The following is a 15259-nucleotide window of genomic DNA, read 5'->3' as shown; positions in this document are numbered from 1 at the left end:
CCTCAACACCGGCTTCCAGACACAAAAGGGCTACATCGGCGAGCGCTTCGATCCCGAGACCGGACTGCTCTACCTCAATGCCAGATACATGGACCCGGTGCTGGGACGGTTCATCTCACCGGATGACTGGGATCCGACGCTGCCGGGTGTGGGCACCAACCGGTATGCATATGCTCGAAACGATCCGGTAAACAAGAGCGACCCCAATGGACATATGTTCGGTGACTGGTTCTCGAAATCTGAAGATCGAGATGCGACAAACTCTTCAAACGCCGATCATGCAGATGCTGAGGCAAAAAAGGCGAGAGAGGAAGGTGATCCTTACAATCTAGCACCAGATTGGGACGAGTTTTCACGCCAGAGCCGCGAACGTGTTGGCAAGACGACTCCCGAACTGATGGCAATGGACGCCATGTCAGTGCTTGAAAGCGTTGGCTGGGTATCCAGCGCACGAACAATTGCTGCTGCCCCGAGCTTAGTCGCTCCCAAAGCAGTGGAAAGCGTTTGGTCTCTTGGTCCGGCGCCCCGGGGAAAAGCTATTGAGAAGGCGCTTGGGCAAAATTTGCCTGATAGTTACCCGGTCGTCGACAAAATTGCGGGCGGCACTGTCACTAGCATTAAGAGTGTAGACCTCAACGCGAAGACATACCAGAATGCTAATACTCTAGGTCAATTACTGAAAGGATATGTGGACAAGGTCAAAGCGTTCAATGGTGCGACCTACGCTGGCCGGACAATCAACTCGGCACAAATATCTGACCGGGCATTGCAGGTTGCTGTGCCCAATAGCGGTAGTGCGGCGCAGCAGGCAGCTATTAGCGAAGCTATGCGATACGGAGCGTCGCGAGGTGTTAGTGTGAGTGTCTCTACATTTCCATGACAATGTCGGAGGAAAACGGCTTGAAATCTGCAACGGCCTACGAACGGAATGAGACGCTCTTTATCTTTAGTCAGTCGAAGACAACTATGGGATTGTGGATTGAGGAACGACCAACCCTAGTTGTTCAAAAGAATGACGTGGATGAGATAAGGACGGCTGTTTTGAACTGTCTTCATCTATCTAAAGATGGCGTGCCTCATCCTCGACAGGAGGATTGGCCTAAGTTGAACAAAGAGTTCGCCGAATCCCTTGGCGTGAAATCATTCAGCACCTTCGCCAAGACGGCCAAATGCGTTAACATCACTCAAGATGGTGGCATCATAAGGCTTGTTCCTACACAAAACGGCGGAACTAAATTTGGATTTACGCCACTAGAAGATAAAACTCGGATATTGCGCGAGACCGACGACGGCCTAGGTGCGGCAGTAATATTCGCGTTTGATGATTCTAAATGAAGCGTTCTTTCACTTGAACCTTCCTCCATGTTCGCCCCACCATCGTTATGTATAGATTGACTGCATAGCTCACCTTGCCCGCATCATTGTTCTCGAATTACGGTGACAGTGCACTTTTTGCCATGTCCTCCCGACTGTTATTGTGTGTGGATTGACCACATGGCTCGCCTCTGCCGTATCGTCGTTCCTGGCCTGCCGCACCACGTGACGCAATGCGGTAACGGGCGCGCCAGAGTGTTTTTCACGCCCAGAAGACTATTCCCTCTGGTCGAGCATTGCCGCGTCGCCGATGTCGGCATCTGGGCGTGGTGCCTATGCCGAACCATGTACACCTGATCCTGAGGCCAGCCGACCCGGATGGCCCGCGGCGCGCGCGCCAAAGTGCGCTGGATCTGATCGGCCAAGCGTCTTTACCAGGCAGGGCGACGCCGATCGCAACCGTGCCTTCTCGGCTTCCAACCGGTAGAGCCACGCCTGCCACCATCCCTGTGGATAGACCCGAAATAGCCCCATCAATCCAAGCGTCGCACCCCAAGAAGCCCTAGACTGAGCCCCCAGGGGAATCGGGTGGGATGTCGATAAAGCGGTATAGTCGCGTCGTGTTGTGCATGCTGCTGGCGACGGCGGGATGCACCTCCCCGTCCGGCAAGGATTTTTTCACCGAAACCGTCGAGAGCCTGCACGCGAAAAACTCGCCCTTGCGGGCCGGCTATGGCGGCTCCCAGACGCTCACTTCGGCGGCCGGCGAGGCGCAGCGCTTTTCCGGCGCGCAATATCAGGGGTCGGGTCAGTTTGTCTCGTCCGCCGCCCCGGTCACCCAGGTGACCGCCAATGGCGCCGGCCAGTTCGAACTCAATCTGGTCAACGCACCGGTTGCCGAGGCGGCCAAGGCGGTGCTTGGCGATGCGCTGCATCTCAACTACATCGTCGACCCACGCGTGCAGGGCACGGTGACGCTGCAGACCTCGCAGCCGGTGTCGCAGGATGCGCTGGTCGACATCCTGGAATCGGTGCTTGCGGTCAATGCCGCCGGCATCACCAAGCGCGGTGGCACCTACCAGGTCGTGCCGCTCTCCGAGATCATGGCCAGCACGCCGCCGGTCGGTGTGCCGTCGGTCTCGCCATCCGGGCCTGGCGTCAAGGTGCAGGTGCTGCAGCTGCAGTACATCGCGGCCGACGAAATGAAGACTATTCTGGAGCCGATCACCCGCCAGGGCTCGGTGCTCAGGGTCGATCCCACCCGCAACCTGATCACCGTCGCCGGCAACAGCAGCGACCTCGATGCCATCCGCGAAGCGGTTTCGGTGTTCGACGTCGACTGGATGCGCGGCATGTCGGTGGCACTTCACCCGTTGAAGACCTCCAAGCCGGAGGCGGTCGCCACAGAACTCGATGCGATCTTCGGCACCAAGGAGGGGCCGGGTGCCAAGCTTATCCAGTTCATCCCCAACGACCGGCTGAATTCGGTGCTGGTCATCACCTCACGCCCAACCTATCTCGCCCGCGCAGCGAGCTGGATCAGTAAGCTCGACAAGCTGGCTGAGACCAATGAAGACCAGCTCTTCGTCTACCAGATCCAGAACCGCCCGGCCAAGGAACTGGCGCAGGTGCTGAGCTCGGTTCTCGGCACCTCGGTCAAGGCCGAGGGCGAAGCGGCCGGCGCGAGTGTATCGCCCGACATGACGCCGATCGCCCTGCAGTCGGACGGCGTCACGCCGGCGCCGCTGACTGGCCCGTCGCCTTCGCTGCCCACGCAGGATGGCGAATCGCCCACCCATGCCAAAGTCGTCGCCGACGTCGAGAACAACGCGCTGCTGATCCAGACGACGGGGCGCGACTATCAGCGCATCCAGCAGATCCTGACCAAGCTCGACGTGCTGCCGACGCAGGTCATGCTGGAGGCGGTGATCGCCGAGGTGACGCTGAACGACGAGCTGAAGTTCGGCCTGCGCTGGTATTTCGAAAACAATGGCATGGAGATTTCGCTCTCCGACGTGGCAAGCGGATTTACGGGCGCTGCGTTCCCCGGATTCGCCTGGAGTTATGCGACCGACAACATCCAGGTGACGCTGAATGCGCTGTCCAGCATCACCGATGTCAATGTCATCTCTGCGCCGACGATCATGGCGCTCAACAATCAGAAGGCCATCCTCCAGGTCGGCGACCAGGTGCCTGTTATCACCCAGCAAGCGGTGGGAACGGGGACCGTCGGTGCGCCGATCGTCAATTCGGTCGAAATGAAGGACACCGGCGTCATTCTCACAGTCACGCCGCGCATCAACAATGCCGGCCGGGTAATGCTCGACATCCAGCAGGAGGTCAGCAATGTGAAGAAGACGACCACCTCCGGCATCGATTCACCCACCATCCAGCAACGCAAGATCCAGACTCGCGTGCTGGTGAACGATGGCGAGAGCCTGGCGCTCGGCGGTCTCATTCAGGAAAACAATAGCGTCGATCGCGGTCAGGTGCCGATCCTCGGCGACATCCCGATCATCGGCAATGCGTTCAAGAACAAGACTGACAGCGTTGGACGGACGGAGCTGATCATCTTCATCCGCCCGCGGGTCGTGCGCGACATCACCGAAGCTCGCGAGGTCACCGAGGAATTCCGCGGCAAGATCAGATTGCAGACGCCGCTCCAGAAACGACGCGGCGGCACCAAGCTGCAGCAGGATCTGAAGAGGCTGGCGTATTGACCATGGCCGCTCACCCCTCTCTGATGCTGGCCGCGACGGTTGCGTTGCTTGCGATCCTGTCGGGTATTTCGATCGCCGATTTCCCGAGGCAGATCATCCCGGACCCGCTCAATCTGGCCCTGGCCGGCGTCGGACTTGCCTACCAGATGGCAACCCAGGCGGACGGCCTTCCGCAGCAAATCCTGTTCGCCGCCATGACGTTTGCCGCTGTCTGGCTCGTCAGGCGCTGCCATTTCGTCATGACCGGCCGCATCGGCCTCGGCCTCGGCGACGTCAAGATGCTGGCCGCCGCCGCATGCTGGGTCAGTCCGCTGCTGCTGCCGGTCCTGCTGTTCATTGCCAGCGCCAGCGCCCTGCTGTTCGTCGGCGGGCGCGTGGTGGCGACCGGGCCGGCAGCCGCGCAGGCGCGCATTCCCTTTGGTCCGTTCATCGCGCTGGGTCTGTGCTGCACCTGGGCGCTGGAGCAATTTGCGGGTTCGAATATAGGGCTGCTTTGATGACCAATCTCCGCTTCATTCAACCGGTTGGAAAGCCGCTTGAAAACCTTGGGCGCGACGACCGCGAGAGTGGCTTTACGCTGGTCGAGCTTTTGGTCGTGCTTGCCATCATCGCGCTGATCGCCACGCTCGCCGCTCCACAAGTTCTGCGATATCTCGGCTCGGCCCGCACCAACGCGGCCAAGGCGCAAATCCGCAACATCGAAAGCGCGCTCGAACTCTATTACGTTGACAATGCGAAATACCCCACCGGCGAAGAGGGCCTCTCCGCTCTGGTCGAGCCCCCTGCCGGCGAAGCGCGCTGGAACGGACCTTATCTCAAGGGCACAACCGGCCTGAAGGATCCGTGGGGAAAACCCTACTCCTACGAAGTGAAGGCCGATGCGAGCGGCGTGGTCATCCGCACCCTGGGGCGCGACGGCAAGCCGGACGGAGCCGGCGAGGACCAGGACATCAGCAACTAACCGGAGTTGACCCATCCGGAAGAGGTGGGACCATCAGTTCGCGCGTTGCGCCGGAACATCCGCCAGGTCGAGGCGGGCAAAACCCTTGGATGAATAGGCCGCGCCATCCCTCACCACCGAGAGCGTGAAGCGCACTGCGGCGGGCAGACGCCGCGGCGCGTTCCAGTTCGCGGACCACGACAAGCGCCGCGCCGAGCTATCGAGATATTCGAACTTTATTGCACTCATGCCGGCGATCAGCGGCACCGGTTTGCCCGCGCTCGATGGGTCGGCTTCACCGCCGCGGCGTATTTTTTGGACAATCGTCAAGGCGTCGCCTCCTATCGAGACCGCGATTTCCCGCAAGGCGGAGGAATTGAAACCGATCGCCTGAATGGCGTTGAATTCGATGCGTGCGCTGTCGCCGGTGAGATAGACCACCCTTTCCGGCGACGACTGCGACAGCGGCAGCGGCTCGGCGCTGCTGATCGCCGTTTCAAGCAACCGCGATGCGGCGTCGACCTCCATCTGCATCTCGGTCGCCTTCTGGATGCGCATCATCGTGCGGGACTGGCCGAGGAACACGATCATCAGCGAAGAAATCACGCCGACCATGGCGAGCCCGACCAGCACGTCGATGAGGACAAAACCCTCGACCGATGCCGGTGACTTGGCAGAGCCGCTCATTTGGGGCCGGCATCCTTCACCGGTACGAAGGTCAGGAACGGCCCGCCGGGCGTCGCCCCGCTGGTTTTCGCGATGACGATGGCTGCAAGTTTCGCCTTCGACACCTCGATCGTGCGGGCCTTCAGCCGCCAGCCGGACTGGGTCAGCTCGCCCGCGGCATTCGTCCCGGCATTGGCTTCGAAATCCGCCAGCACCGCGCGCATCGTCCTGGCGGCTTCGACCTCAGCCCTGGCCGCCGCAATGCTGCGGCTGGCCACCACGATCGACTGGCTGGCGATGCCGAGCACAAGCGCCAGGATCGTCATTGCGACGACCATTTCGAGAATCGAAAAGCCGTCTTCATCGGAAGCGGACGCCGCCTTGGGGATCATGGCAAATTGCGCCGCGTCGTAAGGCCGGTCAGCCAATTGACCTCGATTCGCGCCGCCTGGCCTTTCCCGTTGAGGTCGATGTCCATGCCCGAGGCACTGCCGTCCGGAAGGAAGGTCAAGGTGGCCTGCCGTCCAGCAAGAACGGTTTCCTGGCCCGTGGTCACGGTCATCTTGAACTCGTCGGGCACGGTGAGCACGGTGCGCTCATCGAAACGAATCGCACCAGCGCGCGGATCGAAGACGATCCGTTTCGGCCCGGCCGTCGCAATCGCCAAAGTGCGCGACAGGCGCAGTCGCATGGTGACCTCGCTGACCACACTCTCCAGGCTCTTTGTTCGATAGCTCTTGGCGATGCCCGGTGCCGCTATAGCCGCGACCATGGCCAGGATCGCCAGCACGACCAGCATTTCGACCAAGGTAAAGCCGGCTGTTGCATCCCTTTCGATGGTCGGCGCGATCGTCATTTCAGCGCCACATCGTTGATGCTGAGGATGGTGGTCATGACGGAAATCACCAGGCTGCCGACGAGGAAGCCGAGTGAAATCGTCAGCGCCGGCGTCAGCAGCTTCAGCACCGTGTCGATCCGGCGCGACAGTGCTGCCTGGCGCATCCGTCCGGCGCGGTCGAGCACCACGGGCAGCGCGTTGGCGTCTTCGCCGAGCGAGATCAGCGACGTGGTCGCATTGTCGAAAATGCCCGACTTGAGGATTGCCGCATGAAGCCGTGCGCCATTGGCGACGTCGTCCTCGATCGAGGCAAAGCTTGCCCGCAACGAGTTCTGCCGGGAAACGTTGCCCGCCAGGCCAAGCGCCTCGGTGATCGCTACGCCATTGCCGAGCAGCAGTGAAAGCGTCTCGAGATAGCGAGCGATCACCGCATCCTTGACCAACGAGCCGAACAGCGGCAGCTTGAGCAGCCAGCGCGAAAGCATGATCTTTGCCCCGGCCGACCGCGAAACGAAGAGGTAGAACAAAAGGCCGATCGTCGCCGCCAACGGAAAGACAAACGGGTAGTCGTTGAAGACCGTTCCGAGTGCCGACAGCATGGTCATGGTGAAGGGTTTTGCCGCCGAAGAGCCTTCGAAGATGGGCTCGAGCGCTGGCACCAGCACGGTCGCCAGAATGATCAGCGCGCCGCTCATCACCACCAGCAGAAAGGCCGGATAGGTCAGCGCCTCGACGATGGCGGTGCGGCGTTTTGCGGTCGTTTCGAACGTCTCGGCCAGGCGCTGGCAGATGAAGGCCATCTTGCCGCTGCGCTCGCCGCTGACGAGCAAGGCGGTGATGTCGGAGGTGATTCCCGGCAGGCTCGCGAACGCCTCAGCGATCGGGCGGCCGCCGGTGGTGAGATCGAGCACCGCCTGCAGCTGCTGCCGCCGCGCCTGGCTGGCCTCGCCCGAAATCACCGCGCTCAAGGCACGGTCGATGGTGAAGCCTGCGTTCAGGAGAACCGAAAGCTCGGAAAAAAGACGGCTGAGATCGACCCGCCGCGTAAAGGTCAGCCCACCGCGCCCCGGCAGCCGAAGCTGCTGCTTTTCTCCTTCCACAAGCGCCAGATGGTATGAGCGGCGCCCTTGCTGCGCCAGTCTGCGGGCAGCGTCCTGCTTGTTCGGCGCATCGAGGACGCCGGTTTCCCGGCTTCCGTCGGCAAGATAGGCGCGATAGGCGAAGGCCGGCATCAGCCACCCCGTTGAGGTCGATGACGCGCCGGACTTCGTCCATCGTCGTCACCCGCGCCTGCGCCAACGCCGTCGCATGGGCGGCCATCGGAACGAGATCGTCTTCCGCCGCAAGCCTGCCGATCTCCATTTCGCCGGCGCCTTGGTCGATCAGCTCGGCGATACGCGGCGACACCTCGAGCATTTCGTAAGTCACCGTGCGTCCTTTGTAACCGGACCCGTTGCAGGTCCGGCAGGCCGGGTCCGTGCCGTGGCAGGCCGGGCAGACACGGCGAAGTAATCTTTGCGCGATGACACCCCGGATCGTCGCACCCAGCAGATAGCCGTCGACGCCCATATCGCGAAGCCACGTCAGCGCTCCCGCCGCGCTGTTGGTGTGCAGCGTCGAAAACACCAGATGGCCGGTCAGCGCCGCCTGCACCGCGACCTGCGCGGTCTCGCGGTCGCGGATTTCGCCAAGCAGGATGATGTCGGGATCCTGCCGCAGGATAGAGCGCAGTGCGGCGGCAAAGTCGAGATCGATCGCCGGATTGACTTGCAATTGCGTGATCCCGGCCATGCGGTATTCGACCGGATCCTCGACGGTGAAGATCTTGACGTCCGGCCGCGAGCGTTCGGCGAGGACCGAATAGAGCGTCGTCGTCTTGCCGCTGCCGGTCGGCCCGGTGACCAGGACGATGCCGTTGGCGAACTGCGACATGCTCCTGATCTTGGCCTGCGCCTTCTCGTCGAAACCCAGCTTGTCCAGCTTCAGCTCGCCCCCGGCGCGATCGAGGATGCGCAGCACAATGGTTTCGCCATGGATGGACGGGATGACCGAGACGCGAAGGTCGACATCGCGGCCGCGCACCGCGATCCGCATGCGGCCATCCTGCGGCAGGCGCCGCTCGGCGATGTTGAGCCGCGACAGGATTTTTATGCGGGTCGAGATGCCCGACAGCATCGCGCTCGATGCCGTGTCGACGGTGGACAGCATGCCGTCATGCCTGAAGCGGATGCGGACATGGTCCTCGAGCGGCTCGATATGGATGTCGGTGGCTCTGGCATCGACCGCCTTGTGGATGGTGTCGGCGACAAAGCGCACGATCGGCGCCTCACGGGCAAAATCCTTCAGCCGTTCGAGGTCGTCGGGGCCGAAATCCAGGATCTCAGCACCGGTGGCCTCGCGCGAAACAGCCGCCAGCGCCGATTGCTCGAGCCGCTCAATGCATTCGACGATCCTGCGCCTCGGCAGGACCCGCAGCACCGGCGTCCGTTCATAGTGGAAGGCCAGCGCATCGATGGTTGCCGACGAGAACGGATCGGCCACCGCTACAACCAGATGCCGTGCGTCCATCTCCAGCGGCAGGATCGCGTTCTCGCGCAGATAGGAGAGCGGAACGCCCGCGACGATCGCGGCATCGATTTCCTCGGGGATGTCGACGGCCGCCGATATGTTCAGAAAGCGGCTCAGGCTGGCGGCGAGTTCCACCTCGCCGATCAGGCCGAGCTCCGTCATCACCGTATCGAAGGGATGCCCCGATGTCCTCGCGGCCCCCAATGCCCGCTGCGCGGCATGGGCGGTCAGCACCTTCCCGTTTTCGAGGAAGGCGAGGAACGCCTCCATTCCCGAACCCTGGGCGGCCGCGTTCATGAGGCAAACTCCCTCAGGGCCTGTGCCGCCTCGGCCCCGAAGAGCGCGTCGCAGTTCGTGGTGAAAGATCGTGCCGGTGCAGGGTCGACGGCGTTCGTGGGGTTCCTTGCAAGACGGCGAAAGCCTGCGACGCTGTCCGGAAACATCTCGATGATGAAGCCGGATCTGCCGACGATCGCCGAGCCGTTCCGCCTCGCGGTCACCTCGACGGTGAATGCCGGAGCAATTGGCGCCACCTGAGTGGTCGCCGCCCCCGTCCCGGGTTCGACAAGGGAGGCGCGAAGCCGACCTGGAGCATGCTCGAGGCTGGTCGTCCCGCGCTTCGAATGGACCGTGAAGACGGCGTAGAGATCCTCCAGTCGCTTCGAGCCCAGCCCCGAAAATTCCTTCAGCTCCGACACCGACTCGAAGGGGGCGCCCTTGCTCTCGAGCGGCCCGACGGAGGATGTCGCAGGATCGCTCTGAGCCGCGAAAGCGCTGGCATTAACCCGGAACCGCAGCGCTGCCTTGGCAAGGTCGCCTGCGGTCCCTCGGTCGAACCCGAGGGACACAAAACCAAGCGCCAGCAGATCGGCATCGGCGGCATTGAGATCGATCAGGCCATTGTGGTCCTGTATCCGCACCTCGAAGGTGAGCTCTCCGGACTGGCAGCCCATCGGCGTCGAATTCATGGCAAGCGTTTCGACCGGGCCATTGGTCAATTCGCTGGAAACCACATTGCTCAGCCCTTCGGCAAGCAGCGACAGCCGTTCCTGCTCGAGCCCATTGCTGGCGATCAGCAGCCTTGTCTTCGCCGTCACTGCGAACGGCACGACGATGGCCGAGACGATGAGCATGAAGACCAGCACGGCGACCAGCGAGAAACCGGCGCGGCCACTTTCGTCTCCATGGTGATTTCCGGTCATTCCGCGGCGCTCGCGGCCGGAGCAGCCTGATTTGGCGGACCCGGCGGATAGAGCAAGATGCGCGTCACCTTGCCGTTCCGCTCAAGCACGGCGCCATCCTTTTCGATCACCGAGACCCTCCAGTCATCGACGGTCTCGTCCTTGCCGTACCAATGCGTCGCATCGCTCCCCGCCTGACGCAGCAGCGCCTTTGCCGCGCCGCCGTGAATGCTGATCCCCAAGAGCGAAGGCGCGGCTGCCGGCGCAACCTCCGGCAGCGATTGCGCGGGCGGCTGCGGGGCAGCGTCGGCAGCCACCTCCGCCGGCGGCGGCGCGACTGGCTCGGGCACGAATTTCCGCCGGCTCGGGCTGAACAGCGGCCGGGCGAAGGTCTCGCTGAAATCGCCGGCATTGGAAAGCTGGAGCGATCCGGAGACACCCGTCGCCACCGCGCCATCGCGCGCCTTGGCCGAAGCGATCGGCGCGAGATTGACCGGCCGGTTGTACAAAGACGCGTTGACGGCACAGAGGCCCGCGATCCCACCCGCAATCGCAAGAGCCGCGAACCGCCCGCTCATGGCTTCGCCGCTCCGGAAACGGGCGCCGGTTTCGCCTGCAGCGGGCCGTAGAACAGGATCTCGGCGAACAGCTCCGGGTCGCCCTTGCGGCCTGCGGCCGGCCCGGTATCGGTCGTGCGCAAGGTCGCCTCATGGATGAACAGCACCGGCAGCGAGGTTTCGATGGTGAGAATGGCGTTGTGGATGTTTTCCAGAGGCCCCGAAAGGTTTGCCCTGAGCCCGATATAGTCGACGCCGGCTTCGCTGAGCGCCGGCGCGTTGCCGGCCGACAGCACCGTCACCCTGTTCGTAGCTGCGATCGCATTCAGCCGTGTCTGCAGGCCGCCACGAATGACGGCTTCGCTCTCCCCGGTCAGGAATTCCGGAGTGACGGTCGCCGCCGGATTGGATGCCGCCGCATTGTCCAGGCGTTTGGCGAGCTCCGCCACGCTGCGCAGCTGGCCCAGCACCTCGCGCTTTTCCATGATCCCGGCCTTGGCCGAGGCAATGCTGTCCAGCAACAGGAACACCACCCAGCCGGCGATGCAAGCCGCCGAAACCGCCATGGCAAGCGCAATCAGCCGGCGGACCATCGGGCGCGTGTTGAGGATGGCGGAGAGCATCGTCAGAACGCTCCGATCTTGGCGGTGATGGTGAAGTGCTCGCCATCCTGGCCCGGAACCTTGACCACGGGCGCCGCGAATTCGGGCGCCGAAAACAGCGGCGATGCGTCGAGTGGCTGAATCAGTTCGGCCGCCGACGGCGAAAAGCCGGTGATCGTCAGGTCGTCGCCCTTGGCCGACAGGTCGGTCAGCCAGGCCGTATCGGGAAGCAGATGCGTCAGCTCCGCCCAGACGCGCACCAGCGAGGCGGCGGTCTTCTTCTCCTCGCGGATCTTCTCCACCTGCTCGATGCCGGTCTGGCGCCTCTGTAGCGAAGCGCGCGCCGCCTTGGCCACGATCTGGGCATCGGCAATCCGCTCATCCAGCTCAGCACTGGCCTCCCAGTAACGCCATTGCGCATGGCCATAGGTGAAAACTACGGCGGCAGCCAGCACCGAGCCTGCGGCGATCCAGGCTATCCTTCTGCGCCGGTCGCGCGCCGTCAGCGGCCAGATAGTGGCCAGGCTGAGATCGTCCGCGAGCCGGGCGCGGTTCGCATCGGCGAGAGCCAGGCTGCCGACCGTTCCGCCGGCGCGACGGATCGCTTCGAGCGCGGCGGCAAGCGTCTTGGTCTTGACGACATGGTAGGAGCAAGCCTGCTCCGGGTGCTCGGTAAAGACGACATGCACCTGCGCCGGGTCGAGCGGCGTCGAGGCCAACAGGTCGAGCTCCGCCATGGTGCGCGCCTGCCGGAGCGGCAGGCGCCGCGACGCCAGTTGTCGGGTCAGGAACAGACCGGGCTGGACCAGAATGTCGAAGCGCGGCCGCTTCCTGCGCTGTCCGCACTGTATCAGTGCCGAGATTTCATCCACGGTTGCGTCGAGTGGCAAAGGAATCGACTGGAATTCCGGCGCATCGGCCTCGCGCATACGGATGCCGTCATCGGCAATGTTGACGATCCAATCGCTGGTGGACGGTTGTTTTTGCCTGGAAAGAACCTGCGCAAAAACCCCTCGCAGCTCATCGAGCCACCAGTCGAAAAAATCCAGGAATTGCGCGTTGAGTGCCACAACCAGCCGCCCGCCACCCGGCTGATTCTCGGCCGAGGTCTTCAGATTGAGATTACAGTTGCTGGTGTGACGGGGATATCAGCGAGGGCGCTGGGGGCGGATTAGCCACAGGTTTGTTGATTGGTTGGAGCTTGCACGGTTCGGCACCAGGCACCGCGCCTAGATGCCGACATCGGCGAACCGGCAATGCTCGACTAGGAGGCTCTTGTAGAGCGCATAGTCTTCGGGCGTGAAAAACACCTTGGCGCGCTGTTACCGGCTATGTGCTGCGGCAGACCGGGGACGACCATGCGGGCAAGGCGAGCCATGCAGTCAATCCACACGTAAAAGCCGGCCGAACATGGGAAAAGTGCACTGCCACCATAGTTCAAAAGTCCACTGTCTCCTCAATTCTATTCATCCGGTAGTTTTTCTGGTTCCAAGCGCCCCCCTTTTAAGGACCCATACGCTGTCTGCCGTGGTAGAACTATCAACCCATTCTTGCCAGTGGCGACTGAGCCACGCTGGCGAAATAGCCCCCTTACCTGGCAGTTTCGCTTCCATAGGGAATATCACAAGTATATTTCCTGCGTCATAGCCGCATTCGCGAATAAGCCCTAAGCCTGATCCTTCAAGTGCCGAGAAAAGCATGTAATACAAGATTTCTTCACGCGGAACTATTCTTCTAAATCGAAATAGCGTGCCTCGGAAGAGAGGGCCTTCGCCTTGCATTGAGTTTAATTTTACCCAATTCATTTCTATATGTCCAAATCGTGTTTGCCTGATGGGTCTCTTGGTGCTGTTTGGTTTAAGTCTTTATCAAATTCTCCTAGATTTCCTCCACGCTTGTCTGTTTTCTCATATCTTCCTTTTTTTCTGTATCAACGGACCAATAATTTCCAACTCGGTCCTTATAGACGTCCCTTTTATTCTTTTTGGACGCATCGTTGTCCTTTGTCCAACCCCGATCTTGAGCCGCATCGCGAAGCGTGCTCTTGACCGTCGCCACGCGCTCATTTGCGTTCATGAACTTTATCGACCGCTCGAAATAAGCTGTTGTGGCTCGGACCTCATCTTTTGCCTGTTGCTCGGCCTGCGTTTGCGGAACGCCACGAGTTGTCAACGCTATCGTTCGATTGGTTATTTCACGCTGTTGCTCGGGAGTAAATTCTTCCCTCCTGCTGCTAGAGGTTGCACCGAACAACATCAGTCCTAGCCCAACGCCGATTGCGAGGCCGAGACCTCCCAACTTGTCATCGTCTAAAGTCGGGTCGATCCTCATTATCATGCGGTTATCTACGAAGGGCCTTCGGTCGATCATGTCATCGATCCCGTCGCCGTCGGCGTCGCCGTAGTGGCCCTCGCCATAAAGGTGGCCGTTTGGATCACTCCTATTGACGGGATCATTCTGACCGTAGGCATAGCGGTTCGTGCCGACGCCCTGCATGGTCGGATCCCAATCATCAGGTGAGATGAAGCGCACTGTTTCGACATCAGAGCGCGCTCTTTGGTGCCGTAGATGCGGCCCAAACGCCGCCGACGCAAAGGCACTGACTGTGCCGGAGATCATCATCGAAATGGCGAACAACACAGCCAATATGCGCTGCAGAATTCTGACCCCGTCGACATCATAAATTCCCCCACCTCGTCCAAATCCTCTATCTGTCTAGTTCAACGTCGGCTCGCGCCAGCCGAGCGTCTCGGCCTTAGCAAAAGCTTGCTTGTTGGCCTGGTAGAGGCCATTCGCATAAGCCACCTTGTTGGCCGGAATGTCGCTCTGCTTCGGATATTTCTTGATGATCTCGGCATCGAGCAGCCGGTAGTAGGCCGTGCCCTTTTTCACCAGCGTGTAGGCGTTGGCCGGATAGGCATCGATCAGCACATCGGCGACCGCGATCGCCTCCTCAAAGCGGCCGGTCTCCAGCCGACGATCGAGAATTGGCGTTGCCAGCACGGACAGCGCTTCCCGGCGCGACAGCGTCTTGAGATAGACGCCGTTGGCGATCGCCTCGTCGGTCATCGGCAGCTTCTCGCGATACCAGATGTCGCGCGTGAAGCCGGCGCCGCTGGTCGTTTCGAGATTCCAAACCTTGCCCGTCGCATCGTCGGTGAACTTTACGAACACATGCAGCGGCGCCGTTGACAGCGTCACGTTGAGGCCGAGCCGTTGTCCCAAAATGACGAACAGCGCCGGCATCGAGACGCAATTGCCTTTCCGGGTAGCGAGGTAGTTGCTCAGCGACTGCGAGCCGGGCTTCTGTCCATCGGGATCAGACAGATCGTATTCGAATGGCCGCCCATTGTTCCACCAGCCGCCCTCGTAGAGGAAGGTGCGCAGCGCCTTCATCTTCTCCATGCTGGTCGCGGCGGCATCGGGCGGCAACGAGGCGAGCATCTTCTGGACGGTGCCCACCATCCTGTCGATCTCGGCTTGCGCGCCGACATCGTCGATGGTCGGATCGTCGAACTTATCGACCGCCAGCTTCGCCCGACCGAAATCCATCTCGCCTTCCGGCGCATTGATCAGCGCGCGGACGAAGGCTGCTGGGTTCGATGTGCTGACGTCCTCGGCTGCTACGGAATGGAGTCCAATCAGCAGCAATAGACCTGCCACAATCGCTGACCAGATCGTCGGCGCAAATGCAATCTTCCCGGTTCGGGAGGCGGCGCTCATGGAGCGCGCGCCTTCACCTCGCCCTGATCCGCCGGCACATACCGCCCGAGCACTGGGTCCATGTACCGTGCGTTAAGGTAGAGGAGCCCGGTCTCGGGATCGAAGCGCTCGCCGATGTAGCCCTTTTGTGTCTGGAAGCCGGTGTTGAGG

At 61.6% G+C, this 15259-nt stretch carries 19 protein-coding genes; 6 read left to right on the top strand and 13 right to left on the bottom strand.

What is annotated here, in order from left to right; genetic code table 11:
* From ACFX5Q_RS34235 to gspG, 5 genes are all read left to right on the top strand, one after another.
* The coding region (locus ACFX5Q_RS34235) for an RHS repeat-associated core domain-containing protein (RefSeq protein ID WP_404284938.1) at positions 1 to 880 on the top strand (880 nt) is incomplete at its 5' end.
* A 20-nt stretch (positions 881 to 900) separates the two neighbouring features.
* Positions 901 to 1335, top strand: a complete 435-nt coding sequence (locus ACFX5Q_RS34230; protein WP_404284936.1) for a hypothetical protein — start codon at positions 901 to 903, stop codon at positions 1333 to 1335.
* 572 nt (positions 1336 to 1907) lie between these two features.
* Positions 1908 to 4034: a type II secretion system secretin GspD gene (gene gspD / locus ACFX5Q_RS34225; protein WP_404284934.1), complete on the top strand. Its 2127-nt coding sequence runs from the start codon at positions 1908 to 1910 to the stop codon at positions 4032 to 4034.
* Between the two features lie 2 nt (positions 4035 to 4036).
* The gene (locus ACFX5Q_RS34220; protein WP_404284932.1) at positions 4037 to 4531 is read left to right on the top strand and encodes a prepilin peptidase; all 495 of its coding nucleotides are present in this window, start codon (positions 4037 to 4039) and stop codon (positions 4529 to 4531) included.
* On the top strand, positions 4531 to 4995 hold the full coding sequence (gene gspG / locus ACFX5Q_RS34215) for a type II secretion system major pseudopilin GspG (RefSeq protein WP_404284930.1): 465 nt from the start codon (positions 4531 to 4533) through the stop codon (positions 4993 to 4995). The genes ACFX5Q_RS34220 and gspG overlap by 1 nt, the downstream gene beginning before the upstream one ends.
* A 33-nt stretch (positions 4996 to 5028) precedes the next feature.
* Here the strand turns inward: gspG and ACFX5Q_RS34210 are convergent, their stop codons facing one another.
* The 9 genes from ACFX5Q_RS34210 to ACFX5Q_RS34170 form a co-directional block, all read right to left on the bottom strand.
* A complete protein-coding gene (locus ACFX5Q_RS34210) occupies positions 5029 to 5589 on the bottom strand; it encodes a hypothetical protein (protein ID WP_404284928.1) in 561 nt (186 codons plus the stop codon).
* A gap of 68 nt (positions 5590 to 5657) precedes the next feature.
* A complete protein-coding gene (locus tag ACFX5Q_RS34205; protein WP_404284926.1) occupies positions 5658 to 6032 on the bottom strand; it encodes a type II secretion system protein J in 375 nt (124 codons plus the stop codon).
* Entirely contained in the window at positions 6029 to 6496 is a 468-nt protein-coding gene (locus ACFX5Q_RS34200) for a prepilin-type N-terminal cleavage/methylation domain-containing protein (RefSeq protein ID WP_404284925.1), read from the bottom strand. The genes ACFX5Q_RS34205 and ACFX5Q_RS34200 overlap by 4 nt, the downstream gene beginning before the upstream one ends.
* On the bottom strand, positions 6493 to 7437 hold the full coding sequence (locus ACFX5Q_RS34195) for a type II secretion system F family protein (RefSeq protein ID WP_404284946.1): 945 nt from the start codon (positions 7435 to 7437) through the stop codon (positions 6493 to 6495). The genes ACFX5Q_RS34200 and ACFX5Q_RS34195 overlap by 4 nt, the downstream gene beginning before the upstream one ends.
* Entirely contained in the window at positions 7352 to 9343 is a 1992-nt protein-coding gene (locus tag ACFX5Q_RS34190) for a GspE/PulE family protein (protein WP_404284923.1), read from the bottom strand. The genes ACFX5Q_RS34195 and ACFX5Q_RS34190 overlap by 86 nt, the downstream gene beginning before the upstream one ends.
* Complete coding sequence (locus ACFX5Q_RS34185) at positions 9340 to 10248, bottom strand: hypothetical protein (RefSeq protein ID WP_404284921.1); 909 nt, start codon at positions 10246 to 10248, stop codon at positions 9340 to 9342. The genes ACFX5Q_RS34190 and ACFX5Q_RS34185 overlap by 4 nt, the downstream gene beginning before the upstream one ends.
* Positions 10245 to 10805 (bottom strand): hypothetical protein, encoded by a 561-nt coding sequence (locus ACFX5Q_RS34180; RefSeq protein ID WP_404284919.1) that lies wholly within the window; start codon positions 10803 to 10805, stop codon positions 10245 to 10247. The genes ACFX5Q_RS34185 and ACFX5Q_RS34180 overlap by 4 nt, the downstream gene beginning before the upstream one ends.
* Positions 10802 to 11407 carry a type II secretion system protein GspM gene (gene gspM, locus ACFX5Q_RS34175; RefSeq protein ID WP_404284917.1) on the bottom strand — a complete coding sequence of 202 codons (606 nt, stop codon included), beginning with the start codon at positions 11405 to 11407 and terminating at the stop codon, positions 10802 to 10804. Before gspM ends, ACFX5Q_RS34180 begins: the two co-directional genes overlap by 4 nt.
* Positions 11408 to 11409: 2 nt before the next feature.
* Positions 11410 to 12123: a PilN domain-containing protein gene (locus ACFX5Q_RS34170; RefSeq protein WP_404284915.1), complete on the bottom strand. Its 714-nt coding sequence runs from the start codon at positions 12121 to 12123 to the stop codon at positions 11410 to 11412.
* A gap of 39 nt (positions 12124 to 12162) precedes the next feature.
* Between ACFX5Q_RS34170 and ACFX5Q_RS34165 the strand changes: the two genes are divergently transcribed.
* Positions 12163 to 12561: a hypothetical protein gene (locus ACFX5Q_RS34165; RefSeq protein WP_404284914.1), complete on the top strand. Its 399-nt coding sequence runs from the start codon at positions 12163 to 12165 to the stop codon at positions 12559 to 12561.
* 291 nt (positions 12562 to 12852) lie between these two features.
* Here the strand turns inward: ACFX5Q_RS34165 and imm45 are convergent, their stop codons facing one another.
* The 4 genes from imm45 to ACFX5Q_RS34145 form a co-directional block, all read right to left on the bottom strand.
* On the bottom strand, positions 12853 to 13167 hold the full coding sequence (imm45, locus tag ACFX5Q_RS34160) for an Imm45 family immunity protein (RefSeq protein ID WP_404284944.1): 315 nt from the start codon (positions 13165 to 13167) through the stop codon (positions 12853 to 12855).
* A 97-nt stretch (positions 13168 to 13264) separates the two neighbouring features.
* On the bottom strand, positions 13265 to 14026 hold the full coding sequence (locus tag ACFX5Q_RS34155; protein ID WP_404284942.1) for an RHS repeat-associated core domain-containing protein: 762 nt from the start codon (positions 14024 to 14026) through the stop codon (positions 13265 to 13267).
* Positions 14027 to 14101: 75 nt separating this feature from the next.
* Positions 14102 to 15037 carry a transglutaminase family protein gene (locus tag ACFX5Q_RS34150; protein ID WP_404284912.1) on the bottom strand — a complete coding sequence of 312 codons (936 nt, stop codon included), beginning with the start codon at positions 15035 to 15037 and terminating at the stop codon, positions 14102 to 14104.
* 68 nt (positions 15038 to 15105) lie between these two features.
* A partial coding sequence (locus tag ACFX5Q_RS34145; protein ID WP_404284940.1) for an RHS repeat-associated core domain-containing protein occupies positions 15106 to 15259 on the bottom strand: 154 nt, incomplete at its 5' end.

The sequence above is a fragment of the Mesorhizobium sp. IMUNJ 23033 genome, assembly GCF_044778005.1.
Classification (GTDB): Bacteria; Pseudomonadota; Alphaproteobacteria; order Rhizobiales; family Rhizobiaceae; genus Mesorhizobium; species Mesorhizobium amorphae_A.
The sequence above is the reverse complement of the archived record's forward strand: the minus strand, read 5'-3'. Positions and strand labels throughout refer to the sequence as shown.

Bases quoted from the DNA above. Each gene is read 5' to 3' on its own strand.
- ACFX5Q_RS34205 (WP_404284926.1), bottom strand. From the start codon at position 6,032: ATGATCCCCAAGGCGGCGTCCGCTTCCGATGAAGACGGCTTTTCGATT.
- ACFX5Q_RS34170 (WP_404284915.1), bottom strand. From the start codon at position 12,123: ATGGCGGAGCTCGACCTGTTGGCCTCGACGCCGCTCGACCCGGCGCAG.
- gspM (WP_404284917.1), bottom strand. From the start codon at position 11,407: ATGCTCTCCGCCATCCTCAACACGCGCCCGATGGTCCGCCGGCTGATT.
- ACFX5Q_RS34220 (WP_404284932.1), top strand. From the start codon at position 4,037: ATGGCCGCTCACCCCTCTCTGATGCTGGCCGCGACGGTTGCGTTGCTT.
- ACFX5Q_RS34200 (WP_404284925.1), bottom strand. From the start codon at position 6,496: ATGACGATCGCGCCGACCATCGAAAGGGATGCAACAGCCGGCTTTACC.
- imm45 (WP_404284944.1), bottom strand. From the start codon at position 13,167: ATGCAAGGCGAAGGCCCTCTCTTCCGAGGCACGCTATTTCGATTTAGA.
- ACFX5Q_RS34190 (WP_404284923.1), bottom strand. From the start codon at position 9,343: ATGAACGCGGCCGCCCAGGGTTCGGGAATGGAGGCGTTCCTCGCCTTC.
- ACFX5Q_RS34210 (WP_404284928.1), bottom strand. From the start codon at position 5,589: ATGGTCGGCGTGATTTCTTCGCTGATGATCGTGTTCCTCGGCCAGTCC.
- ACFX5Q_RS34185 (WP_404284921.1), bottom strand. From the start codon at position 10,248: ATGACCGGAAATCACCATGGAGACGAAAGTGGCCGCGCCGGTTTCTCG.
- ACFX5Q_RS34180 (WP_404284919.1), bottom strand. From the start codon at position 10,805: ATGAGCGGGCGGTTCGCGGCTCTTGCGATTGCGGGTGGGATCGCGGGC.
- gspG (WP_404284930.1), top strand. From the start codon at position 4,531: ATGACCAATCTCCGCTTCATTCAACCGGTTGGAAAGCCGCTTGAAAAC.
- gspD (WP_404284934.1), top strand. From the start codon at position 1,908: ATGTCGATAAAGCGGTATAGTCGCGTCGTGTTGTGCATGCTGCTGGCG.